The 20,509-nt window shown below is 50.9% G+C and carries 37 protein-coding genes; 22 read left to right on the top strand and 15 right to left on the bottom strand.

The window, feature by feature from the left end; all coding sequences use genetic code 11:
* Nucleotides 1-3: 3 nt before the first annotated feature.
* Together tal and dusA are read right to left on the bottom strand one after the other, a co-directional pair.
* Nucleotides 4-954: a transaldolase gene (gene tal, locus C0068_RS08410; RefSeq protein ID WP_103684046.1), complete on the bottom strand. Its 951-nt coding sequence runs from the start codon at nucleotides 952-954 to the stop codon at nucleotides 4-6.
* Nucleotides 947-2,020 carry a tRNA dihydrouridine(20/20a) synthase DusA gene (gene dusA / locus C0068_RS08405; RefSeq protein WP_103684045.1) on the bottom strand — a complete coding sequence of 358 codons (1,074 nt, stop codon included), beginning with the start codon at nucleotides 2,018-2,020 and terminating at the stop codon, nucleotides 947-949. Before dusA ends, tal begins: the two co-directional genes overlap by 8 nt.
* Nucleotides 2,021-2,094: 74 nt before the next feature.
* Between dusA and C0068_RS08400 the strand changes: the two genes are divergently transcribed.
* The 3 genes from C0068_RS08400 to C0068_RS08390 all read left to right on the top strand — a co-directional run bounded on the left by C0068_RS08400 (nucleotide 2,095) and on the right by C0068_RS08390 (nucleotide 5,026).
* Entirely contained in the window at nucleotides 2,095-3,222 is a 1,128-nt protein-coding gene (locus C0068_RS08400) for a site-specific integrase (protein ID WP_103684044.1), read from the top strand.
* Between the two features lie 57 nt (nucleotides 3,223-3,279).
* Nucleotides 3,280-4,173 carry a P63C domain-containing protein gene (locus C0068_RS08395; protein ID WP_103684043.1) on the top strand — a complete coding sequence of 298 codons (894 nt, stop codon included), beginning with the start codon at nucleotides 3,280-3,282 and terminating at the stop codon, nucleotides 4,171-4,173.
* Between the two features lie 457 nt (nucleotides 4,174-4,630).
* Entirely contained in the window at nucleotides 4,631-5,026 is a 396-nt protein-coding gene (locus C0068_RS08390) for a hypothetical protein (RefSeq protein WP_103684042.1), read from the top strand.
* A gap of 48 nt (nucleotides 5,027-5,074) precedes the next feature.
* Here the strand turns inward: C0068_RS08390 and C0068_RS08385 are convergent, their stop codons facing one another.
* The 11 genes from C0068_RS08385 to C0068_RS08345 all read right to left on the bottom strand — a co-directional run bounded on the left by C0068_RS08385 (nucleotide 5,075) and on the right by C0068_RS08345 (nucleotide 9,596).
* Nucleotides 5,075-5,353 (bottom strand): pyocin activator PrtN family protein, encoded by a 279-nt coding sequence (locus C0068_RS08385; RefSeq protein ID WP_103684041.1) that lies wholly within the window; start codon nucleotides 5,351-5,353, stop codon nucleotides 5,075-5,077.
* An 86-nt stretch (nucleotides 5,354-5,439) separates the two neighbouring features.
* On the bottom strand, nucleotides 5,440-5,610 hold the full coding sequence (locus C0068_RS19520) for a hypothetical protein (protein WP_158249948.1): 171 nt from the start codon (nucleotides 5,608-5,610) through the stop codon (nucleotides 5,440-5,442).
* 134 nt (nucleotides 5,611-5,744) lie between these two features.
* Nucleotides 5,745-5,921: a hypothetical protein gene (locus C0068_RS19515; protein ID WP_158249947.1), complete on the bottom strand. Its 177-nt coding sequence runs from the start codon at nucleotides 5,919-5,921 to the stop codon at nucleotides 5,745-5,747.
* Nucleotides 5,922-6,088: 167 nt separating this feature from the next.
* On the bottom strand, nucleotides 6,089-6,586 hold the full coding sequence (locus tag C0068_RS08380) for a transglycosylase SLT domain-containing protein (protein ID WP_103684040.1): 498 nt from the start codon (nucleotides 6,584-6,586) through the stop codon (nucleotides 6,089-6,091).
* Complete coding sequence (locus C0068_RS08375) at nucleotides 6,583-6,891, bottom strand: hypothetical protein (RefSeq protein ID WP_103684039.1); 309 nt, start codon at nucleotides 6,889-6,891, stop codon at nucleotides 6,583-6,585. Before C0068_RS08375 ends, C0068_RS08380 begins: the two co-directional genes overlap by 4 nt.
* Nucleotides 6,863-7,192, bottom strand: coding sequence for a hypothetical protein (locus tag C0068_RS08370; protein ID WP_103684038.1), 330 nt, complete (start codon nucleotides 7,190-7,192; stop codon nucleotides 6,863-6,865). The genes C0068_RS08375 and C0068_RS08370 overlap by 29 nt, the downstream gene beginning before the upstream one ends.
* Complete coding sequence (locus tag C0068_RS08365) at nucleotides 7,192-7,596, bottom strand: hypothetical protein (RefSeq protein WP_103684037.1); 405 nt, start codon at nucleotides 7,594-7,596, stop codon at nucleotides 7,192-7,194. The genes C0068_RS08370 and C0068_RS08365 overlap by 1 nt, the downstream gene beginning before the upstream one ends.
* The gene (locus C0068_RS08360; protein WP_103684036.1) at nucleotides 7,593-8,045 is read right to left on the bottom strand and encodes a response regulator transcription factor; all 453 of its coding nucleotides are present in this window, start codon (nucleotides 8,043-8,045) and stop codon (nucleotides 7,593-7,595) included. Before C0068_RS08360 ends, C0068_RS08365 begins: the two co-directional genes overlap by 4 nt.
* Complete coding sequence (locus tag C0068_RS08355; protein WP_103684035.1) at nucleotides 8,042-8,296, bottom strand: hypothetical protein; 255 nt, start codon at nucleotides 8,294-8,296, stop codon at nucleotides 8,042-8,044. The genes C0068_RS08360 and C0068_RS08355 overlap by 4 nt, the downstream gene beginning before the upstream one ends.
* A gap of 176 nt (nucleotides 8,297-8,472) precedes the next feature.
* Nucleotides 8,473-8,898, bottom strand: a complete 426-nt coding sequence (locus C0068_RS08350) for a hypothetical protein (protein WP_146047862.1) — start codon at nucleotides 8,896-8,898, stop codon at nucleotides 8,473-8,475.
* An 11-nt stretch (nucleotides 8,899-8,909) separates the two neighbouring features.
* The gene (locus C0068_RS08345; RefSeq protein WP_158249946.1) at nucleotides 8,910-9,596 is read right to left on the bottom strand and encodes a helix-turn-helix domain-containing protein; all 687 of its coding nucleotides are present in this window, start codon (nucleotides 9,594-9,596) and stop codon (nucleotides 8,910-8,912) included.
* A 103-nt stretch (nucleotides 9,597-9,699) separates the two neighbouring features.
* On the opposite strand from C0068_RS08345, the gene C0068_RS08340 reads away from it, so the two are divergent.
* Nucleotides 9,700-9,915 (top strand): helix-turn-helix domain-containing protein, encoded by a 216-nt coding sequence (locus tag C0068_RS08340; protein WP_103684032.1) that lies wholly within the window; start codon nucleotides 9,700-9,702, stop codon nucleotides 9,913-9,915.
* Nucleotides 9,916-10,005: 90 nt separating this feature from the next.
* Nucleotides 10,006-10,347: a hypothetical protein gene (locus C0068_RS19445; protein WP_146047861.1), complete on the top strand. Its 342-nt coding sequence runs from the start codon at nucleotides 10,006-10,008 to the stop codon at nucleotides 10,345-10,347.
* Here C0068_RS19445 and C0068_RS08335 read toward each other — a convergent pair.
* Nucleotides 10,298-10,684, bottom strand: coding sequence for a hypothetical protein (locus C0068_RS08335; RefSeq protein ID WP_103684031.1), 387 nt, complete (start codon nucleotides 10,682-10,684; stop codon nucleotides 10,298-10,300). The genes C0068_RS19445 and C0068_RS08335 overlap by 50 nt on opposite strands.
* Nucleotides 10,685-10,797: 113 nt before the next feature.
* On the opposite strand from C0068_RS08335, the gene C0068_RS08330 reads away from it, so the two are divergent.
* Nucleotides 10,798-11,067 carry a hypothetical protein gene (locus C0068_RS08330; RefSeq protein WP_146047860.1) on the top strand — a complete coding sequence of 90 codons (270 nt, stop codon included), beginning with the start codon at nucleotides 10,798-10,800 and terminating at the stop codon, nucleotides 11,065-11,067.
* Nucleotides 11,060-11,275: a hypothetical protein gene (locus C0068_RS08325; RefSeq protein WP_103684029.1), complete on the top strand. Its 216-nt coding sequence runs from the start codon at nucleotides 11,060-11,062 to the stop codon at nucleotides 11,273-11,275. Before C0068_RS08330 ends, C0068_RS08325 begins: the two co-directional genes overlap by 8 nt.
* An 84-nt stretch (nucleotides 11,276-11,359) precedes the next feature.
* Here C0068_RS08325 and C0068_RS08320 read toward each other — a convergent pair whose 3' ends face one another.
* Nucleotides 11,360-11,578 carry a hypothetical protein gene (locus C0068_RS08320; RefSeq protein ID WP_103684028.1) on the bottom strand — a complete coding sequence of 73 codons (219 nt, stop codon included), beginning with the start codon at nucleotides 11,576-11,578 and terminating at the stop codon, nucleotides 11,360-11,362.
* 123 nt (nucleotides 11,579-11,701) lie between these two features.
* Between C0068_RS08320 and C0068_RS08315 the strand changes: the two genes are divergently transcribed.
* From C0068_RS08315 to C0068_RS08245, 15 genes are all read left to right on the top strand, one after another.
* Entirely contained in the window at nucleotides 11,702-11,983 is a 282-nt protein-coding gene (locus C0068_RS08315; RefSeq protein WP_103684027.1) for a hypothetical protein, read from the top strand.
* A complete protein-coding gene (locus C0068_RS08310; RefSeq protein ID WP_103684026.1) occupies nucleotides 11,983-12,297 on the top strand; it encodes a hypothetical protein in 315 nt (104 codons plus the stop codon). Before C0068_RS08315 ends, C0068_RS08310 begins: the two co-directional genes overlap by 1 nt.
* Nucleotides 12,294-12,656 (top strand): DUF2513 domain-containing protein, encoded by a 363-nt coding sequence (locus tag C0068_RS08305; protein WP_103684025.1) that lies wholly within the window; start codon nucleotides 12,294-12,296, stop codon nucleotides 12,654-12,656. Before C0068_RS08310 ends, C0068_RS08305 begins: the two co-directional genes overlap by 4 nt.
* A 4-nt stretch (nucleotides 12,657-12,660) precedes the next feature.
* A complete protein-coding gene (locus C0068_RS08300; protein ID WP_103684024.1) occupies nucleotides 12,661-12,864 on the top strand; it encodes a hypothetical protein in 204 nt (67 codons plus the stop codon).
* Between the two features lie 109 nt (nucleotides 12,865-12,973).
* On the top strand, nucleotides 12,974-13,135 hold the full coding sequence (locus C0068_RS19510; protein WP_158249945.1) for a hypothetical protein: 162 nt from the start codon (nucleotides 12,974-12,976) through the stop codon (nucleotides 13,133-13,135).
* Entirely contained in the window at nucleotides 13,135-13,917 is a 783-nt protein-coding gene (locus C0068_RS08290) for a DnaT-like ssDNA-binding domain-containing protein (RefSeq protein WP_103684022.1), read from the top strand. The genes C0068_RS19510 and C0068_RS08290 overlap by 1 nt, the downstream gene beginning before the upstream one ends.
* A complete protein-coding gene (locus C0068_RS08285) occupies nucleotides 13,914-14,429 on the top strand; it encodes a hypothetical protein (RefSeq protein WP_103684021.1) in 516 nt (171 codons plus the stop codon). Before C0068_RS08290 ends, C0068_RS08285 begins: the two co-directional genes overlap by 4 nt.
* Nucleotides 14,430-14,580: 151 nt before the next feature.
* Entirely contained in the window at nucleotides 14,581-14,931 is a 351-nt protein-coding gene (locus tag C0068_RS19560) for a phage holin (protein ID WP_199176138.1), read from the top strand.
* A gap of 26 nt (nucleotides 14,932-14,957) precedes the next feature.
* The gene (locus C0068_RS08275; protein WP_103684020.1) at nucleotides 14,958-15,326 is read left to right on the top strand and encodes a hypothetical protein; all 369 of its coding nucleotides are present in this window, start codon (nucleotides 14,958-14,960) and stop codon (nucleotides 15,324-15,326) included.
* Nucleotides 15,327-15,620 carry an HNH endonuclease signature motif containing protein gene (locus tag C0068_RS08270; protein ID WP_103684019.1) on the top strand — a complete coding sequence of 98 codons (294 nt, stop codon included), beginning with the start codon at nucleotides 15,327-15,329 and terminating at the stop codon, nucleotides 15,618-15,620.
* A gap of 149 nt (nucleotides 15,621-15,769) precedes the next feature.
* A complete protein-coding gene (locus tag C0068_RS08265; protein WP_103684018.1) occupies nucleotides 15,770-16,273 on the top strand; it encodes a phage terminase small subunit P27 family in 504 nt (167 codons plus the stop codon).
* Nucleotides 16,236-18,020: a terminase large subunit gene (locus C0068_RS08260; RefSeq protein ID WP_103684017.1), complete on the top strand. Its 1,785-nt coding sequence runs from the start codon at nucleotides 16,236-16,238 to the stop codon at nucleotides 18,018-18,020. The genes C0068_RS08265 and C0068_RS08260 overlap by 38 nt, the downstream gene beginning before the upstream one ends.
* Nucleotides 18,017-18,220 carry a hypothetical protein gene (locus C0068_RS08255; protein ID WP_103684016.1) on the top strand — a complete coding sequence of 68 codons (204 nt, stop codon included), beginning with the start codon at nucleotides 18,017-18,019 and terminating at the stop codon, nucleotides 18,218-18,220. Before C0068_RS08260 ends, C0068_RS08255 begins: the two co-directional genes overlap by 4 nt.
* Nucleotides 18,220-19,857, top strand: a complete 1,638-nt coding sequence (locus tag C0068_RS08250) for a phage portal protein (protein WP_103684015.1) — start codon at nucleotides 18,220-18,222, stop codon at nucleotides 19,855-19,857. Before C0068_RS08255 ends, C0068_RS08250 begins: the two co-directional genes overlap by 1 nt.
* The gene (locus tag C0068_RS08245) at nucleotides 19,847-20,446 is read left to right on the top strand and encodes an HK97 family phage prohead protease (RefSeq protein ID WP_103684014.1); all 600 of its coding nucleotides are present in this window, start codon (nucleotides 19,847-19,849) and stop codon (nucleotides 20,444-20,446) included. The genes C0068_RS08250 and C0068_RS08245 overlap by 11 nt, the downstream gene beginning before the upstream one ends.
* Nucleotides 20,447-20,509: the final 63 nt, after the last annotated feature.

Here is a 20,509-nt window from a genome sequence, read left to right as displayed (position 1 = left end):
CGCTTAATTCCACTCGCTAAGTAGGGTTTCGAGTTTAACTTGGTCGGCGGCAAAGGCGCGAATGCCTTCGGCTAGCTTCTCTGTCGCCATTGCGTCTTCGTTAAGCGCCCAGCGGAAGCCGGATTCCGTGATGTCCAGTTTGTCGTGGGCGGCAAAATCCATATCGGTTGCTAGCCGGCGCGGCAAGGGCTGGCTGTCTTCACTTAGCTCATTGAGTAACGCAGGGCTGATGGTTAAACGATCGCAGCCTGCAAGCGCCTCTATTTCGCCAATATTGCGGAAGCTTGCGCCCATGACGATGGTTTTATAATTGTGTTGTTTGTAATAACTGTAAATCGCAATAACCGATTGCACGCCGGGGTCATCGTTGGCAGTTTCGGGCTTGGCGCCTCGCGCCACATGCCAATCTAAAATACGACCAACAAAGGGTGAAATTAAGGTTGCGCCAGCCTCTGCGCAGGCAGCGGCTTGAATAAGACTGAAAAGCAGTGTGAGATTGCACTCTATGCCTTCTTTTTCTAATACTGCGGCGGCTTGTATACCTTCCCAGGTCGAGGCAATTTTAATTAATAGACGGTCCTTGGCGATACCTTTTTCTTGGTAAAGTTCTGCTATATAGCGGCCTTCGGCAATCATCGCTTCGGTATTAAATGAGAGGCGGGCATCGACTTCAGTAGAGACTTTGCCCGGCACTAATTTGCTGATTTCTGCGCCAATTTCTACAGCTAGCTTAGTGGCGGTCTTTTGCAGCCACTGGGCATCTCTGGTGCCGTCGCCTTGGCTTTCAATCACCCCTTGAATGAGTGCTTGGTATTGTGGAAGCTGCGCTGCTTTTAGAATGAGCGACGGGTTGGTGGTTGCGTCTTGCGGGGCGAAGCGGCGAATCGCCTCAATGTCGCCGGTGTCGGCAACTACGTCGGTAAATTGTTTGAGTTGTTCTAGCTTACTACTCATTACTCACTGTCCTTTTAGTCATCATGGTTTGCAGGGCGTCATCTGTTAGTTGAAGCGCCTGTTCCAATATCTCAATGCCGGCATTTGGGCGATGGGCGTATTCGCTTATATGGCGCCGGAATAGGCGGCCGCCGGGTTCTCCATTAAATAGACCTAATATATGTCGAGTCATATGATTGAGTCGGGTGCCCTTGGCGAGTTCCGCTTCAATATAGGGGAACATGCTGCGTATGACATCGCCGCGTACGGGTGTCTGCCGGTCTTGGCCGTAAAATTGTGAATCTACATCGGCAAGAATAAACGGGGTTTGATACGCGCTGCGGCCCATCATGATGCCATCCACATATGACAATTGCGAGGCGGCATCATCGATGGTTTGAATACCACCGTTAATGATGATTTCAAGATCTGGGAAGTCCTGCTTTAGTTGGTGCACCAAACCGTAGTTTAAGGGAGGAATTTCGCGGTTTTCTTTTGGGCTCAAGCCTTCTAGCCAGGCTTTGCGGGCGTGGACGATAATCGCGTCGCTACCGGCTTCTGCAATGGCGGCGACGAATTCTTGTAGAGGTTCATATCCTTCTTGCTCATCAATGCCGATGCGGTGTTTTACGGTAATGGGTAGGGAGCAGGCGTCTTTCATGGCCTTAACACAGTCTGCGACCAGCGCGGGGCGCGACATTAAGCAGGCGCCAAAAAAGCCATTTTGAACGCGGTCTGATGGGCAACCACAATTTAAATTAACTTCGTCGTAGCCCCATTGTTCTGCAAGTCGAACTGAGTGGACTAGTGCCTCTGGATCGCTACCGCCTAACTGCAATGCTACCGGATGTTCTACATCACTAAAATTTAGGTGTCGCTCAGCATCGCCGTGAATCAGAGCACCGGTGGTGATCATTTCGGTGTAAAGCACCGCTTCGGTGGTCAACTGACGCCAAAATACCCTGCAATGCCGATCTGACCAGTCGAGCATCGGTGCTACACAGAACCGTCTATCAAGGCTTTTGCGCGTGATTGGTGGGTTTGCCGGTGCTTTTGGGTGTTCTCGGCTTGTTCTATTTTCGATCATTTTTGCCCATTTCTGCCCTTTTTTTAGATGTCAGTGCTAGAATTAAGCACTGATTTCTAAATTTAAGCACTGGCATGGGCACGATTACACAGCGCAATAAAAAAGATGGTTCTAAGGTCTACGGTGCGCAGATCCGCATTCGCCGTGACGGGGCGATAGTCTATCAAGAAACGCAGACGTTTGAACGTAAACCGGCGGCGGCCGCTTGGATTAAGAAGCGGGAATATGAGTTGGCCGAACCTGGGGCGCTTGAGAAGGCGAGTAAGGTTTCGGTGTCTGTGCATGATGCAATTCATAAGTATTTGGATGAGTACGGTAAGTTGCGGCCGCTGGGTGATACTAAGCGGAATACGTTAAAGGCTATTGCGGCGTCGTGGCTCGGTAATTTGTTGCTCGCCGATTTAAACAGTCAGCGCTTAGTTGAGTATGCTCACTGGCGAATTGGTGCGGACGGCGGGGCGGTGCAGCCACAGACAGTGGGTAATGATTTGGCGCACCTCGGCGCGGTTATGTCAGTGGCGCGGCCTGCTTGGGGGTTTGACGTGGATCCCCACGCGATGACTGATGCGCGGCTGGTGTTGCGCAAGATGGGTATGGTTAGCCGCAGCCGCGAGCGCGATCGCCGGCCAAGTTTTAAGGAGCTTGATGCGCTGTTGTTGCATTATGCCGAGATGCAAAAGCGGCGGCCTGCGTCGATTAATATGCTCAAGGTGGTTGGCTTTGCTCTGTTTTCTACCCGTCGTCAGGAGGAGATCACCCGTATTCGCTGGGCTGATTTAGACGAGGCGGGGCAGCGGGTGTTGGTGCGGGATATGAAAAATCCGGGCCAGAAGATTGGTAATGATATTTGGTGTGCCCTGCCGGACGAGGCGATGGCGATTGTGAAGAGTATGCCGCAGGTTTGTGCTGAGATTTTTCCGTATAACAGCGACTCGATTTCAGCCAGCTTTACTCGAGCATGCAAGTTTTTAGAGATTGAGGATCTGCGCTTCCATGATTTGCGGCACGAGGGGGTAAGCCGGCTATTTGAAATGGATTGGGATATCCCGCGTGTTGCCAGTGTTTCTGGGCATCGAAACTGGAATTCGCTCCGTCGCTATACTCATTTGCGGGGGCGTGGTGACAAGTATGTGGGCTGGCCTTGGTTGGCGAAGATTCTGGCGGCGCCGGTTGATTTAGGGGCTAGGGAGGGTGGCCGTTAGTTTACGGATTTAGAGTTGGGTGATATTCTCGAGCACTGATATACATGGAGTGTGCTTATGGGCTTGCCACAGGAATTGGTAGCTGAGCGGGAAGGTCAGCTAGAGTTAGGTGGGTGGTTGATAGATTGTCACCACCTTAGCAATGGACGACGTGTAATTACGCAGCGATCGTTTACTGACATTATTGGTCTCAAACGAGGGACTAAAAAGGCTGGCGACAAACTTGCTGGCTTCCTTAATATTCCAGCGCTTAAGTCTGAGAATATCGCACGTCTTTCTGAAAAAATTCAAAATCCTGTCATATTTAAGATGTCGAGCGGGCCAACTGCGTTCGGTTATGAGGGCGACCTGCTGATCGAATTCTGCAAGGCAATTCTCGAGGCACGTAGAGCAGGGTACATGACTACCGCTGCAGAAAAGCGCTATGCCATGTCGTGCGAGGCCTTTGTAGTATCTTGCGCGAAAGTCGGCATCATGGCTCTTATTGATGAGGCGACTGGTTATTCTCAGGATAAGGCGAAGGATGAATATCGAGCTCTATTTACGGAATTTATTCGCGCTGAAATGCGCGAGTGGGAAAAGGAGTTTCCGCAGCAGTTCTTCGATATGATCTATAGGCTTTATGGTATTCCACGCACCAAAGGGAATCACCCGCAATTTTTTGGTGGTTTTATCCGTAAATACGTGTACCAGCCATTGGCTGCGAGTAATGGCGCAATTCTTGAGCAGCTTGACGTGAAAAACCCAGTCGTATTTGGTTTGGGTGGGCGCAAATATAGAATGCACCAGTTTCTTACCGAAGAGATTGGCGTGCCTGCTTTGCGCGAGCATTTGTGGCAGGTTATTGGTATTGGCGCCTCTGTTCGCTCCAAAGAGTCATTTAGCACGCACTTTAAGCGGGCATTTCCTCAGATCGGTGATCAAGGTGAATTTGATATAGAGTTTGAGTAAAAGACCTATGATTGGTTGTTTTTTGATCAAAATTATAACCAAGGTTAAGTTGTTGAAATATATTGAAAAAACATATTAAAGTGCCGTTTTTTTTCCAAAACATAACCAAGCTATTGGTTATGTCGGTGCGGCGGAAATTAGCAGTGTTTTGGCCTTTGCTGTACATGTATACCTACAGGCCTTGTGGTAACACCGGATAATTTCAAATTTGCAATTTTAGTTTGTCGAGCCTAAGATAGTCAGGTGATGTGGTTTTAATGCCATGGGACCGTTTTAGTAAATTTGAAAAATAGGCTCTAATATGTCTGCTGTGTGTGTAGAACCATCTGTAAAAAATCAAACGCCAAAGTTTGATTTGAAGCGTATGGAAAAAGCACTTCAATCGCCGGTTTATAAAGTTCCGGTAGGTCTTACTCGTGAGCAGAAAAGGGCTCTAATATTGTCCAAGGCATAGCGCGTGGCGTACGAGTGGAGCTTTGGTTGTAAGTTTGCCTCTGAATTTCAAAACCTTTCCCAGATTGATCAAGATAAAATACTCGACTTTACTGATATATTTGAAATAAACGGGTTTGATGATTTCACTCGTTATACCGGTAAAATTGCGCCCTCGTGGTCTGGTGATATCTCCCAAAAGAATTTCGAATTCGCTCGAAAACACGACCTCTGGCATTACCACGTTGGTATACCTGATTACAAAGCCAGGCATGATAAATATCAAACCTCTGACTGGTTGCTGCATTTTGTCCGGCAGTCATCGCAAAGAATTATTCTTGTAGACCTGTATTCGCACTACACCTCTGCAGGGGAGTTTTATTTTCCCCCTGAGAGCTATTTGGTGATAGATAATGAATAGCAAAGGATCATCCAACGCTGAATTCATTTCACGCCGCCGCCCTGCTAGTTAAGAAACCTTCCTATACCGCCCATGTAATTTGTCATTCTCTGCAATCGCCTTTTGCCGTTGTTTGTCTAGGTAGGTGGCGAGGTCTTCTAGGTGCACACCTTTGGCGGCTTTTTGGTTGTCACCCATGCGGGTGATGGGTAGATCCAGTTCGCCGGCGGCAACGCGGCGCATGAAGACGCCGGGCGTGAGGTGGCTGAAAAAGTCTGTGCAGATCTGCTCTACGGGTATGATGGCTTTGCCGTTGTATTGGGCCATGAGTAGAAATAGGGTTTGCATACTATTGATCCTGTCAATCAAAAATTAACCGGCGCGGTCAGCGTCGAAAAAGGTTTCGTTGATCCAGCGTTTTGCGGGTGTGAGTTTCATGCTGATGCCTGTTTCGCTCTGTCAATAATCGCGTCTATTTCTTCGAGCTCGCGGATATCGTCGGGGTCTGAAATGGTGCCGTCTTCATTGCTGCAGCAGTCGTAAAAGCAGTCGCGCTCTGCGATCACAAAAGCTAAAAGCTCTGCGTGTGATTGTTGGAGTGTCATATCTATCCCCACTTGTAACAGCTAAAGCCGTAACGTTCTGTGCCGCCGTTTTCTGCGGCTTCTTCAATAATGTCGTCTACTGCTGGCCTTATGATTTGGGCCATAAAGTCGGTGAACCGGCACGGTGTTTTTGTTTAGAACTCGTGCTCTATCCGGTCGCCGTTGTTGGTTTTGATCCAAAGCACCACGCGGTAACGGCGGCGCTTTTTGCCTTGCATGTCGAATCTGACAAATTTGCCGTCTTCGTCGGTGGTGCCTTGGAATACGGCAAAGGGTTTCATTTCAGCAGTCGCCATGCCCAGTAAGGCCATGACGCCACCAAGATCGCAAATGCAACGCTTACGGCTAATGCGGGTTGTTTTTTGGTGCGTCTTTGCGTGTAGCCATCGACTATGCAAATGGCTACAAATAGGCCTAGCAATAAATACATGGTCAAAAATATTTTCATGGTCTTGGTCTCTATTTGTTGGCGTTGGCCTTACCAGCCGTAAATCACAAACTCGTTATAAAACTTGAGAATGCGCTTTACGTAGGTGCGTGTTTCTGTGGCGTGTGTGCCGGTTACGCGGGGGAGCGCTGCAATAATGCTGGCGTAGTCGTTGGCGTTGCCTGCTAGTTTTTGGGCTTTTAGCAGGTGGCCAAAGCCGGCGTTGTAGCTGGCTAGGGCTAGGCAGATGCGGTCTAGCGGTGGGCGCGGTGCGGTCCAGCCGTTGAGCATTTGTGCCATGTAGGCGCAGCCAACTTGGATGTTGGTGGTGGGTTCGTCTGGGTTGGCGTTAATAAGGCCTAGTTGGCTGGCTTCTTCTGCCCATGTGTCGGGCATGATTTGCATTAGGCCTTGTGCGCCAACGGGGGAGCGGGCGTCTGTTTTCCACGCGCTTTCTTGCTGGATTTGGGCAGCAATTAGGCGCGGGTCGTAGTTGGGCAGGTAGCGTTGCGTCATGCCTACGATGGTGTTTTTGTACGGTGTGCTCATGATGCAGAGTGCTCCTGTTCTGGTTCTTTGGTTAGGTCTGGGCAGAGTTTGCAGACCAGTTCTTCGCCGGCGTCTGTTACGGCAACGACGGTGCGGTGTTTTTGAATGCGGTTGCCGTTGTGCAGTATGTAAAACTGCTGTTCTCGCAATTTAAAATGGTCGGCCGAGGCCTTGCGGCTGTAGTCCGGTACCAGTCCGGTGCCGTGTATGCTGGTTTTGATGTAGCCCAGCTTTTTAAGGCGGTTGCTTACTGCGCGGTGGCGCAGGCCGTGTTGGTCACACGCTTCTTTTAAGGTGCGTAACATTGTCTCTGGCCTCTTGTGGCGCTAGCTGCGTAATGGCTTGGTGCAGCTGGCGGGTGAGGTTGTGGTTTAGCTCGCTTAGCATCATTACTTGTGCGCTTAGCTCTTCTACTTTTTCGCTCACGGCGGCAATTTGCTCGCGCAGGGCGTCTTTTTCGTTAAGTCTGGCCACGGTGCGCGACAGCCGCCGATTGGTGTTGGCGATGGCCTTGTCTTGTTTAAAATTCCAGTTCATTAGCTTGGTGTTCGCATGCGTGAGTTTGCTGATTTGCTCTTGCTGCTTTGCCGATACGTCGCTACTCATCAAATGACCTCTGCGTGGACGATGGTTTGGCGCTGACCACGGCGGGTATACACGGCGCTGAGTAGCTGGCCGTTTGCTTCTAGCTGCTTTAGTTGCTGCTCTACCGATACTGCGTTGCCGGCAATGAGTCTTAATTCGCCGCGATTGTCGGCGGCAATGTGCGGTGGCCGTGCCGGTGAGGTTCTGCGCCATTGGGTAAGTAGCGATACCCAGCTTTTGCCGGTGGCGTATTCGTAGGCATCTGTCCAGCACGTTAATGGTGAGGCTGGGCCAAATACGCGGTGATGCTGCTTGCTGCGCACGCCTAGTAGCAGTTCTGTGTCTGAGCGCGAGCTGGTTTTTACCTCTAAGCCTTTGGCGGCAATGGCTTCGCGGGCGGCGCTGATCACTTGGTTTATGTTCATGCTGCGTTCCTTGCTGATGCGATGAGTGCTTTCCACTGGTTTAGACTCATGGGCTTAAAGCTGTCTGTGCTTTCTAGGTCTGTGGGTAGCAGGCCTTGATCGTCTTTGCGGCGGCCGCTTCTGGTGCGCTGCAGGCGGCCTACGTTGCGTTGGTCTATGTCGCCACCCGCTGCAGAGTTCAGCGCGGTAATAATTAAAAGCACGGTGCACATGTGCTTGCTCACAATTAGGCCGTGCTCCCACGCAAGGCTTACCGCGTGGGCTATGTTGCGGGCGCTGAGTTTTTCGCGGGCGCGGTCTAGGTAGCACTTTATGGTGGCGGCTGCGGCGTTCATTAGCCGTGCGCTTTCTTTGGTGCTGTTGCCTAGGGCGGCGAGTAACAGCGCTTCGCCCTCGCGAGGGGCTAGGCCCATGCCAGATTTGTATTTGAGGTTGCCGTGGCTAGTCATGCCGCTTGCCCCAGTGCCTCTTTTGCAGCAAGGCAAATTTGCGGCCAGTCGGTTTGCTCGCACTCGGCGGCGTCGTTGTAGTCGCCTTGGGCGCTTAGAACTATGTTGCGCACTTCGCCCAGGGTTAAATCTTCTGGCGGTTTGTTGGTGGCGCGAAGACGTTGCAGCAACAACGATTCAAACGGCGCGGTGCAGAAGCAAAGGCCGTGAAATTCGTAAAACAGTTCGGGTAGTGATTGGCTGTTTTGCATGGGTGTCTCCGGAAAGCTTGGTTATATTCAAACTATCGCGAATTGCGATAATTCAAATATCGCTTAATGTGATTATTATGTCAACACGTAGCGCGATATTTTTTATTGCGTGCTTTTTTGGAGGCGAAAAAAAACCCGTTTGGAGCGGGCTTTGTAGGAGATCCTAGCGGGTGTGATTAGTTGTTTGGTGGCGTGTGTTTGGAGCTTTTTGATATTAGCTTTAAATAGTGCAGGCCTTGTCCTAGGGCGGCATATAAGGAGAATTGCATCACGCCTGTGATGAGCCAAGTAATAGATGGCGTATAAGTCAGTATTTTCAATTCGTGTTCGGTGGCATCTGGCCACATTACAGCGCAAATAAAAATACCTCCTAGCAGTGCAATTGCGGACAGTAGAAATAAGAGTAAGGAAAGTGGCGAGTATTCATCGTCAGCGGTTATAGGGAGGTTGGCTTCTGATGCTGATTTGCTGAGGGCTGTTTTCGATAAGATGTATTCTTTTGCTTGCGCGCTTCCAAAGCAATTCTTGCAGTGGGCTATATTCATTTCATATCGAGCAGAGCTTTCGGTTAGCTCGCATTTACATATTTCGCAGTTCATCATGTGTCACTTTTTTAGTCATCTATCCAAGAGCCTATAACTTTGCCAAGAATGCGAAACTCGTCAAATATTGGGGGGTGGCTTGGGTTTAGTGCCTTTAGGTACATTTTATCGCCGTCGCTTGCAAGCTGTTTGAACGTGACGCGATCTTCTTTGTCTAGTTTCGCAATTATTCGGTCGCCTATGCCTACGCTTCCTCGAAGCTCTGGGTCTACGTAGATAATGGCGCCTTCTGGGTAGCTGCGACCGATGGGGGCTGTCATAGAGTCGCCTTGTACGCGTAGTGCGTAAGTTTGACGGCTATGGGTTTTGGGGCATGGAATCAATTTTTCAGCTAGTCCTGGCTGGTGTAAGTCTTCGGCTTCGTGCCATTGTCCTGCCTGTACCCATGATATGACGGGTACGAATCCGCGGGTGTCTGGGCCTGAGCTCACATCGTTGTTTATATTGTTGTAGTCGGCATCTTTCAGGCCTGTCGCGTAAGAGGCGGCTCTTTCTTTAACTTGGTATTCGAAAAATTCTGCAACGGTTATCCCTAGCGCGGCGCAAATGGCGCTTAGGTCACTGAAAGATGGTTCTCGTTCGTTGCGCTCATAGCCTGATATGCGGCTTTGGTGATCCCATCCGCAGGCGTCTGCAAGGTCTGCTTGTGACAGTCCTTTTCGATTTCTGAGTTGTTTGAGTCTGATTGCGATATTCATAGTGCACTTTTTACCACGCTGCGCGTTATCTGCATAACTCGTTACGTGTTGACAATTATCACGATTCGCGATTATTCTAGCTGTGAGCATATTGGAGCCTTCAATGAATAAGATTGCGGATTATCGAAAACAGGTGGCACTCACCCAGTCCCAAGCCGGTGAATTGGCTGGATGGGGGCAGAGCCGTTGGTCGTCATACGAAACCGGTGCGCGTACTCCTGATGCTGATGACATTAAGAAGATCCTTGCTGTTTTAGCCGGTTGCGGCGCAGACGTTAGCTTTGAAACTTTGTTTATTGAAGAGGCGTCTGCGGCCTGATTTGGTCATTTGAAATTAGCTTAACCAAGTAGCAGGTTACGTTTAAGCCGCTAATTAGCGGTGTTATTAGTGTAGAGAGTGGAGGTGGGTATGAGGTTTAAGCCTAGCCGTGTTAGTCGTTACGGCGCTAAGTCTTGCCGTCGAGGCTTTGCGGTGAGGCCACCAAGGTCTCTGGTTGTTGGTGCTTCAGATGATCTGCTGGATGATATTTGTGTGCTGCCGGAAGGCTATGGGTGGACTGACCCTAATAGTTTGTTGGGGCGCGTGGAGACGCTGTTGTTTGCTATTCGGCAGGCGCCGGAGAGTGCGGCGCGCTCTGAGTTATTTTGTGACGCGGTGTTTAAGTCGCTGGAGTGGCGCGCCAATGAGATTCGTCTTTCGATTATTGGGATGGCGGGTACAGTTCCGTCAGTTGTGAGAGAAGATGGGTGATGTCTTCTTGGGCAATCATAAGCCGTTCGAGCCAGTTGCCATTTGCGGGGTTGCTGTTGCGGGCCAGCATGAGGTTTGCGTCTGCCGATTGGGTGGCGGGATGAAAGTAGCGGCGCTCAAAGCTGTTCTGCTCGCGTATTTTGCCGTCGATGGTGCCAGTTTTGGCCGATATTTTCAGTTTGTCTTTGAGTGCGCCCAGTTTTTCCTGAAGGTCTGCTTTTTTTGTGCTGGTTATGGGTTTGCCGTCTGTAAGCTCGTTAAGAATGTCGTCGATTTGGTGGTTGATTGTGTGCAATGCGTTTATGACGGCGCGTGCTTGTTTTTCTTTGGTGTCCACTTTGATTTTCTCCTTGGTTGGGTTGGTCGCTCTTTTCAGCTTAGGAGATATCCAGTCACATGGGAAGTTGTGAGGCTTGCGGGCTGCCGCTTTTGTTGATTTTGGAGGGGGCTATGAGCACTACAGAAATAACTTATAAATCGCCACGTGAGCGGCGGGTTCATCGGACTATTTCTAAGTTTGGTGATTGTGGCGCGACGGTGTTTGAGGTGCGCAAGGTGATTGGTTTGCAGGTGTTACCTGGTACGGTAAATAACTGTATTCGTAATTTGAGTAAGCGCGGCTTGCTTGATCATGTTGGTTGCACTACTGAGGCTGAGCGTATTGGTCGCGGCTATGGTGAGGCTGATGTTTATAAGGCGAGGGTTGCGGTAAATGGCTAAGTCTATTTCTAAACGCGCCGGCGAGGCTTTAAGTCAGCAGGCGCTTGATGCGTTGAACAATTTTGATTTATGGCCGACCTTGCGGGTTGGAACGATGGGTGAGCGTAGGCACAGTTTGTTGCGGCATGAGCAGCGGATTGAGCGGGTTATGGATTCTATTCATCTTGTGCGTACGCAGGGTGTTTATACGTTAAGGAGTGCGGGCTGATGTGTGACAAGTGTGAGTGCAGCGCCGCAGTTGCTCGATTGGAGGAAGGCCTGCGGCGCTATTCGTTGGAGCAGGTGAAGCTTACTAAAGCTGCGAGATTTGCTTCTGTTGAGCCTGCCCCAGTTTTATCTCGTCTAGAACAGCCTGTCGCGCCTCGCTTAGGCATGCGGCTTTTACTTCTGGGTCTTCTGTGTTTTGTCCTTGGCTTTGCTTTAGGAGTAGGTTTGTGAAGTACGCGTTAGTGATTCCGCATGCGAGCGTCGCCTCGGCTCCGGTAAATTCAACAACTTTATTGTCCTTCATAGTATCTGTATTCCTTGTAGGTGGTGTGTGGTGCATTAATCCTAGCAGGAATCGCGTCACCTGCGCACTGGTGAGGTTTGCGGGCTGCCGCTCCTTGTTTTTTATTAGGTGGAGAGGTGGTAAATGAGTGCTGTTTTGCAGGTTGATTGCGCGGCTAAGCTGGTTACGCCAATGGAGCGCAAGGTGTTTAAGATTTTGGGCCGCTACGGTGCTGATGGGGCGACTATTTTTGAGATTAGAAAGGCGCTGAGCGGTGACGTTATGGCGGGTACGGTTCGCAATTGCCTTGTTGGTTTGATTCGTAAAGGTGTGGTGTTGCAAGACACGTTTACGTCTGACCGCGATCGTATGGCGCGGGATGTGGATCATTGTGATGTGTATCGGTTAAAGCGGGATGCGGCGTAATGCCTAGGCTGCTTATTACAGGTTGCGGTGACTCTATGCGCTGGTATGCCGGTTTGGTGGGGCAGTGTGTGCCGTACCTAGCTGATGTGGGCACCGAGTATAAAAGCCGCGAGCCGTCTGGCTTTGTTAATTTTGTTCAGTATGCAGATGCGGTTGTGCTGGCAGACGGTGAAGATCCGGCGCTGGCGTGTATTGCGGAGCTGGCTGCGCAGCTTGAGGCTGAGGCAAATGATTTTGAGCGGCGGGCGCGAATTCATCGCTATGGTGCTGCCGATTTACGGCGGACGTTGGGTAATTTTGGGGGTGTTGCGTGAAGCGCGATTGGGATGTGATTAGAAAGATTCTGTTAAAGGTTGAGTCGCTGCCTACCGATGATAGTCAGGTTGATTCTACTGAGTTTGAGGACCGAGGTATTCCCAATGAGGTGGCGGCTTATCACATGGCGTTGCTGCAAGAGGCTGGGATTATTGAGGGCGGTGGCCGCAAAGGGTCTAGCAGTCCTTATCGTTTTGCTTTTCGTTTGACGTGGCAGGGTCATGAGTTGCTGGATCAAATTAGGCGCGACACGGTGTGGGCCGCCATTAAGGCTCGGCTAATGCAAAGTGGTGTTGATGCCAGTGTTGAGGCTGTGCGGCTTGCAGCGTCGTCTTTGCTTAAACAGATGTTGGATTAGGCGGGTGGCGAAGCCTTACGTGCCCAATGTGGCAGAGCGGGTAGCTAAGCTGGAGTGGATGATTAAGCATCAGCGGCATGACATTAATTTGTCGGGCATGAAGCTAGATGCTTATTTTAAGTGCTTAGAGAAAGAGGTGGATGGCTTGAAGGATGTTTTATTTAGAACTCCGGAAGCATTTCTTTTGGCTGCGCAGAAGAGTGAGTGATATTTCTTTGAGTGTAAATAATAAGACTTTGAACCCTTGCGAGCACAAGTTAAGCGAGATTACGCGGTTGCTTGAGGCGGCGCGCTGTAATGAGCAGGTGTGTCGATCTGTGGCGCTTAATCGCTTAGAGGTGACGTATGACTTACTGATAAAAGCTGCGGATGCGGGCGGGTTGTCTGCGGTGCAGTTGCAGTCTGTTTTGCTGAGTATTGAGCATTCTATGTTGGTTGTTGAATCTAGTGGTCGCGAGCGGCCTGTGGTGGTGTGGTGATGTCTGTTTCTATTCGCTTGAGTGACGATGAAGAGGATGCGCTAAGGGGGCTGCGGCTTGATGCTAGGCTGCTTTATTTGATGGGCATTCGTCCGTTTATGGATTACTCAACAGGTATTGTCGGTGTGAAGCGGATTGTTTGTTACAAGGGTTTTCGTGAGCTGTTAGAGGTTGCGCCTGATAGGGGTAGTAAGCTGGGTGCGGTTAGTGCGCCAAGTAAGTCTTTGGTGCGTAATCTGCTGGTGTTGCTGGAGCGTCATGGCCTTGTTGAGAAGATTCCGCAGCGGCGCCGAGTTGATGCGATGGTGTTTAAATTGCCATTGGCTATTGTTGACGAAAAAATCCGTTCCGGTGAGCAGCGTCATATCTCCGTCATAGGTGGATCGCGCAAAGCAGCAACACAGAAGAATACCGATAAAAGCAATGTAAAACAGTTTGTTATAAGGGCTGCAGAGGTAAGCGCCGACATAGATGACCAGCATATTAATAATTGTGAGCAGCGTCATACCTCCGTACTTCCGTTATCTACTACAACTACTAAAAATATATCTAGCGCGAATGGCGGCAAATTGTTGGCTGCTGATTGGTTGCCTGCTGTCGATACGATGACTAGGCTAGTGCGTGATGAATTTGTGGATGCGCAGTTTGTGGATGAGTACACGGCTGAGTTTGTGATGTTTTGGACTGAGTCCGGTGTGGCTAAGGCATCTTGGGATGCTGTGTTTTTTCGGCAGTGCTTGGATCAGTGGAAGCTAAGACGTTTTTCGTGGAGGCAGCGATGATTGCTTGGGTGGGCAGGTTGTTAGATTCTTGGGCTGAGTGTGTGCGTCTGGGTGAGTCTGACGTGGCGGGCATTGGTTATCCGTCTGGGTCTGGGCCTGTTGTGGTGGCAGAGCTGAGCAGGGCGCGGCGCAGTGGCGCCGACAAGCGTACAGCGGCGGTGTTGCGTGCGGGTTTGTCTGCGGGTGTGACTGCCCATGCGGTGGCGTCTAGGCCTAGCAGGGTGGTGAATAGGGCGCCTATGCTGGGTGATGTTGAGCGCTTGGATCGGTTTATTTCTGCTGAGCTGAGTGAGGCTGAGCGCACCTTGCTTGAGGTGTTTTATGTTGATGTTTTTCATACTGCTGATGAGAAGGCGGGGCGGTTGGGTTGTTCGCGGTCGGGTATGTTTGCGAAGATTTCTGAGCTGCATGTGGTGATTGATAGATTCTTTAGGCCCTCTGCTGCGGTGCGTGATGAGGCGGCCTTGTCGTCTGCTGAGCTAGATCGGCTACTAGCGGCGCTTTCTGGTTAAGCAAGCCACTAATTAGATATTTTTTTAAATTATTTTTATTTTTTAAGTATTTGAATTTAATATTTTATTTTGAGTTATCAACAGCGATGGACATTTTGTCTTGTTGAATCCTTGGACTCTACCTAGTACGTTTATGGCACGGTCGCAATACGTGACTGCCAAGAAAGCCCAGCCATCGCGCTGGGCTTTTTTGTACCTGAATTTTTTGTTTCTGGGTGAGTGCCTTGGCCGGTTTCACCTGTCTTGCCCCACTGCATGGGGCTTTTTTGTATTTGGTAAGAAGGGTATTTGGATGACGCCGGACAAAGTGTCTACTGCGGGGAGCTATGCGGCTTCTGCGTTTACTACGTTGTTGGGCTTGTCGATCAATGAGTGGGTCGCTTTGGGTGGCTTACTGATTGGGTTTGGCACCTTTCTCACTAATCTGTGGTTTCGTCGAGAGCAGTTGAAAATTCAGCGTGAGCAGCGTCATGCGCTTGGCGATCAGCGTTCAGACCTTTGAACCTAATTATTGAATTGAGGTGTGCTATGAAAGCTTTGGGGCGTTATTCCTTTGGGGTCGTCATTGCGCTGGCGATATGTGTGTTGCCGGCGCTGTTTGTGTTGAGTTCTTTGCCTGCTCTTGCTGATGAGTCAGCTGATGCAATTGGCGTGTTGATTGGTGCGGCAAGTTCTGCGGGCTTACTGGGTAGTGCGGGCGTGTACATTGGCTATGCGGTCACTGCTGTGGGTGCGGCTTCTTTGCTGCTGCAGGGTATTGCTGCCGTGACAGGTATTACGCCGAGCACGCGTGATGATGAGTATGTTAATCAGGCTTATCGAGCAGTTGTTAAGGTGCAGAAGTGGCTAGATCGCTTGGCGTTTAATCCACCGTCCGACAAGGCGAGGCCACGTTAGTTGGCTTGGCCTTACTGCTACAAATGGCAGCAGGCAGCCAAGGGTTTTCTGCGTCGCAATCCTTGGTGTGCAGATCATAAGGCGCGGGGTGTTTACGTTACAGCTACCGTTGTTGATCACAAGGTTGCCCACCGAGGCGACATGAAGTTGTTTTGGGATAAGAACAACTGGCAGGGTTTGTGTGGCCACTGTCATGACAGTCATAAGCAGCGGCTTGAAAAGTCTGGTGTGCAGGTTGGTAGTGATGTCAACGGCTTTCCTTTAGACCCTTCGCACCCTTGGGCCAAGGGGTAGGGGGTATTAAAACTACAGAGCCCTGCGAACCTAGACCGCCCCCCTCCCTTTTCTGGCACGAGCGGGAATTTCGGGAGGGGGGGTATCTGGAGGAGGGGGTATTTAGGTGGTGATCAGTCTGATCACTTTTGCAATTCTTGAGGTGGAATATGGCAGGACAACGCGGACCAAAGCCGTTGCCGGCTAACGTCCATGCCCTTAACGGCAATCCAAGTAAAAAGCGGTTGGCCGCTTTGCATGACGGTGCGCGGGTACCGGTGGAAATACCGGACATGCCGTCGCACCTTGATACCGAGGCTCGCAAAGAGTGGAAGCGTATCAGCGTAGAGTTAGAAAAATTGGGCTTGGTCGCTAAGATCGATCGCGCCGCCCTTGGCGTTTATTGCGTGGCGTATTCGCGCTGGGCCAAGGCAGAGAAGAATTTAAAAAATATGGGCGATGACGGTTTGATTGACACCACGCCCAGTCAGTACAAGCAGATTAGTGTTTGGCTGCAAATCAGTAACCGTGCTGTTGAGCAAATGCACAAGTTCTTGGCTGAGTTTGGTATGACGCCATCTGCCCGTAACCGTGTATCTGTGACGCCGCAGCAAGAGCTTTTCCCACAGGACGCCAATGGACAACAATCTGTCACCGGAAGATTCTTCAAGTGATGATCCGGTTACGGGCTACGCGCAAGGTGTAGCCTCTGGCGAGATCATTGCGGGGCCGCATGTTCGTGCGTCTTGTGCTCGCCACTTAAAAGACCTAGAGGAAGGTGGATCGCGCGGGTTAGTTTGGGATGTAGATGCCGCGCTGCATACGATCCAGTATTACCGCGAGGTGCTTTGCCTTAACGGTGGCGAGTTTGAGGGTAAGCCGTTTTATCCTGAGCCGTGGCAGCTGTTTGTTATTGGTAGCTTGTTTGGCTGGAAGAATCGCGATGGCACCCGCCGTTTTCAGCTTGCTTATGTAGAGACCGGCAAGGGCTCGGGCAAGTCGCCACTTGCGGCTGGTGTTGGTTTGTACGGCATGACGGCTGATGGCGAATCGCGAGCTGAAGTGTACGCAGCGGCCACCAAGAAAGATCAGGCAATGATCTTGTTCCGTGACGCGGTAGCCATGGTTGATATGTCGCCTGAGCTAGATTCAAGAATTGCTCGCAGCGGTAGCCGTGGTAAAGAGTGGAATCTGGCTTACCACGAGTCAGACAGTTTCTTTAGGCCGATTAGTGCCGACGATGGCCAGTCTGGTCCACGGCCGCACATGGCCTTGCTCGATGAAATTCATGAGCACCGCGATGGTCGCGTTGTTGAAATGATTCGGGCAGGTACCAAAGGGCGCCGCAATCCGTTGATCTTTATGATCACCAACAGCGGCACCAACAAGCAGTCGGTGTGCTGGGAGTATCACCAATACGGCGCAGAAGTCGCAGCTGGTGTACGGCACGACGATACGTTCTTTAGCTATATCTGCGCGGTTGACGAAGACGACGACCCTTTTGATATTGGCTACGTTCACAATCCTGATGATCCAGAAGCGCTCGCAGAATTCTTGCGTAACTTCGCCGTGCCGGACTGCTGGTACAAGGCAAACCCGTCGCTGGGCATAACGATTCAGCCCAAGTATTTGCTGGATCAGGTGATTCAAGCGAAGGGGATGCCGGGCAAAGAGTCGATAGTAAAGCGCCTTAACTTTTGTATGTGGGTTGAAGGCCATAACCCAGCAATCAGCTACCACATTTGGCAGCAAGCGCAGGGCGACTACACGGCTGAAGATTTGCGCGGCCGGCGTTGTATTGGCGCTCTAGATTTGGGAAGCACAATCGACCTTACGTCACTGCAGCTTATCTTCCCGCCGGTGGGCGATGAGCGGGAGTGGCCAACGCTGTCTTACTTTTGGCTGCCCAACGATGGCTTGGCAGAAAAGGCGGACAAAGACAGACAGCCATACAACGTATGGCGCGACCAAGGCTGGTTAGAAACAACACCTGGGCGGGCGGTAAGCCGTTTGTTTGTTCTGCACCGTATAGCGCAGCTGCAAGATAGTTTTGATATTGAGTGCTTGGCCTTTGACCGCTGGCGCATAGAAGACCTTAAGCAGTTAGCTGATGACGAAGGTGTAAAGCTACCTCCGATGGAGCCATACGGGCAGGGGTTTAAGGATATGGCTCCGGGTGTTGATGAGTTTGAGAAGCGCTTGCTAAACGGTGAGCTAAAGCACAACGGCAATCCGGTAATGACCATGTGCGCCGCCAACGCGGTATGGGCAACTGACCCAGCCGGCAACCGCAAGCCAGCAAAAGACAAAGCTGTTGGCCGTATCGATGGCATTGTTGCTCTTGTGATGGCTGTGGGTAAGTCCATTGGCGAAAAACCTAAAAAATCTGTTTATGAAACCCGAGGAATCCGACGACTATGACGCTCAATAAAACAGCCATTAAAGCAGCGGCGATCATAGTGTTGACCAAGGGCTTAAATGGCCTGTTGGTAGTGATCGGTATAGCGGCAATCGCTTACGGAATTTGGCAGGTTTTTCCGCCGGCATCTTATGTGTTTGTGGGTGCGGCGCTTATTTGGATGGGCTTGCCAGACAAGTCTGACGTTAAGGTTGCACCCTAATGAGTATGGCGAGCCGTTTATTTTTGGGAGAGCAGCGCAGTAGCGCCATGTCTGCGCACCCGCGCGACCCAGTTGTTGCCAGCTGGTTTGGTGGCGGTGCTTCTACTGCGTCTGGTGTTACAGTTACTGCGGAGACAGCCATGCAGCTCAGTGCGGTTTATGCGTGTGTTCGCATACTAAGTTCATCCTTGGCTATGCTGCCACTTAAACCATACCGCAACATTAAAGCGGGTGGCCGCGAAGTGGCAGAAGAGCATGAGCTGTACCAGCTTCTGCGCTGGCAGCCAAACAGTTGGCAAACAAGCTTTGAGTGGCGCGAAATGCTGCAGGGGCATTTGTTGCTGCGTGGCAATGCTTACTGCTACAAAGAGTATGACGGCGGGGGTAAGTTGCGAGCGTTAAAGCCGCTGCACCCAGACCGTACCGAACCATTTTGGGCGCCAAATGGTGACATTGCTTACGCGCATACAGACGCGCAAGGTAAGCAGCACGTCTATTTGCAGCATGAGGTTTTTCATCTTCGCGGTATGAGCAGCGACGGCCTAAAAGGCCTGAGTGTTATTAACAGTCTGCGCGAAACCATTGGCCTAAGTTTGGCCGCCGAGCAATTCGGCGCGACCTATTTTGGCAATGGCACTGTTGTTAGCGGTGTGCTGCAAACGGACAAAGAGCTTAGCGACGCTGCTTTTGACCGTCTAAAGGCAGACTGGTCAAGCCGCCACCAAGGTGTAAGCAATGCCCATAACCCCGCAATATTGGAAGACGGCCTTAAGTGGCAGTCGTTAACGGTTAATCCTGAAGAGGCGCAGTTTTTAGAGACCCGTCGTTTTCAGGTGTCGGAAATCGCGCGTATTTTTGGCTTGCCGCCTCACATGATTGCAGATGTGTCTGGCTCGACCAGTTGGGGAAGTGGCATTGAATCGCAAGGTATTGGCTATGTAGTGTATTCGCTGCAGCCACACCTTACCCGTTGGGAACAGGCAGGCAAACGAGATTTGTTGAACGCCACCAAAGATAAGTCGGTTTACATTGAGTTTAGCGTTGAGGGCTTACTGCGCGGAGACTCTAAAGCGCGGGCAGAGTTTTATAAAGCGCTGTTCTCAATGGGCGCTATATCGCAAAACGAGATTCGCAAAAAGGAAAACATGAACCCTATTGACGACGGCGATCGCTTCTTTGTGCCATTGAACTTGGTGGACGTGGCTGCGATCGATAAGCCTTTAGAGGGTGAGCTGGTTGATGATGAAAAGGACGATCAGCTGCGTGGCTTTCACGCTCGGATGTTACGCCAAGCCGTTGCTAAGATTGCGTCTTGTGAAGCTCGTGCTTTAGAGCGTGCACTGCAAGCGTCGGGCGATGATGCCAAAGCATTGGAAAGGCGTGTTACCGAATTCTACGCAGACCACAATCGCTTTTTGTGTCGGCATTTGGAGCCGGTCGCTGGTGACTATGCGCCAAGCGTTATTAAGGCGCACCTAAGCAACGCACTGCGCAGCTTGCAGAGTGTTTTTGAGCAATCAGAACCAGCAGACGGCCTGCGCTCATTGATTAAGCGCTGGCAGGGTAATGAATACCAAATTGGTCTGTGCAACAACATTGCAAGCCTGGCATTGGAGGGTATTTTAAATGAAGAATAAAACCGAGGAGCGGGTCTTTAGCTCAAGTTTAAAGATTGAGCAACGCGCTGAAGGCGACAATAAAGTGCCTATGATCGTTGGTTATGCCGCGGTGTTTGATTCGCTGAGTGAGAATTTGGGTGGCTTTCGTGAACAAATTGCGGTTGGCGCCTTTGATGGGGTGTTAGGTGATGATGTTCGTTGCGCATTTAACCATGACCCCAGCATGATTTTAGGGCGCACTGTAAGCGGCACATTGCGGATTAGTGTTGACGGCACCGGCTTGCGTTATGAGTGTGATCCGCCGGACACGCAAGTTGCGCGGGACTTAATGGTAAGTCTTGAGCGCAAAGATGTGGATCAGTCTAGCTTCCGCTTTACGGTTGATGAAGATAGCTGGGACGAAGACGACGACGGCCGCGTGGTGCGCACCATTAAAAAGTTCAAACGGCTCATTGATGTGTCGCCGGTTACCTACCCAGCGTACCCAGACACCAGTGTGGCTCAGCGCAGCTTGGACGAGTGGCGCGACGAAATTAAAAAGCCTGAGCCAAATAGCTATGAAGATGAGCAAAGGGCGCTTGCCCTGCAGTTGGCAGACGTTGAATAGAAAGAATTTTTAACCCGCGCGGAGGCGAAGGTTAAAGCCAAAGGCCCAGCACACGCTGGGCTT

This window comes from Zhongshania marina, from assembly GCF_002915595.1.
Lineage (GTDB): Bacteria > Pseudomonadota > Gammaproteobacteria > Pseudomonadales > Spongiibacteraceae > Spongiibacter > Spongiibacter marinus_B.
Note: the sequence above shows the minus strand (reverse complement) of the source record. Positions and strands in the feature narration are given on the sequence as shown.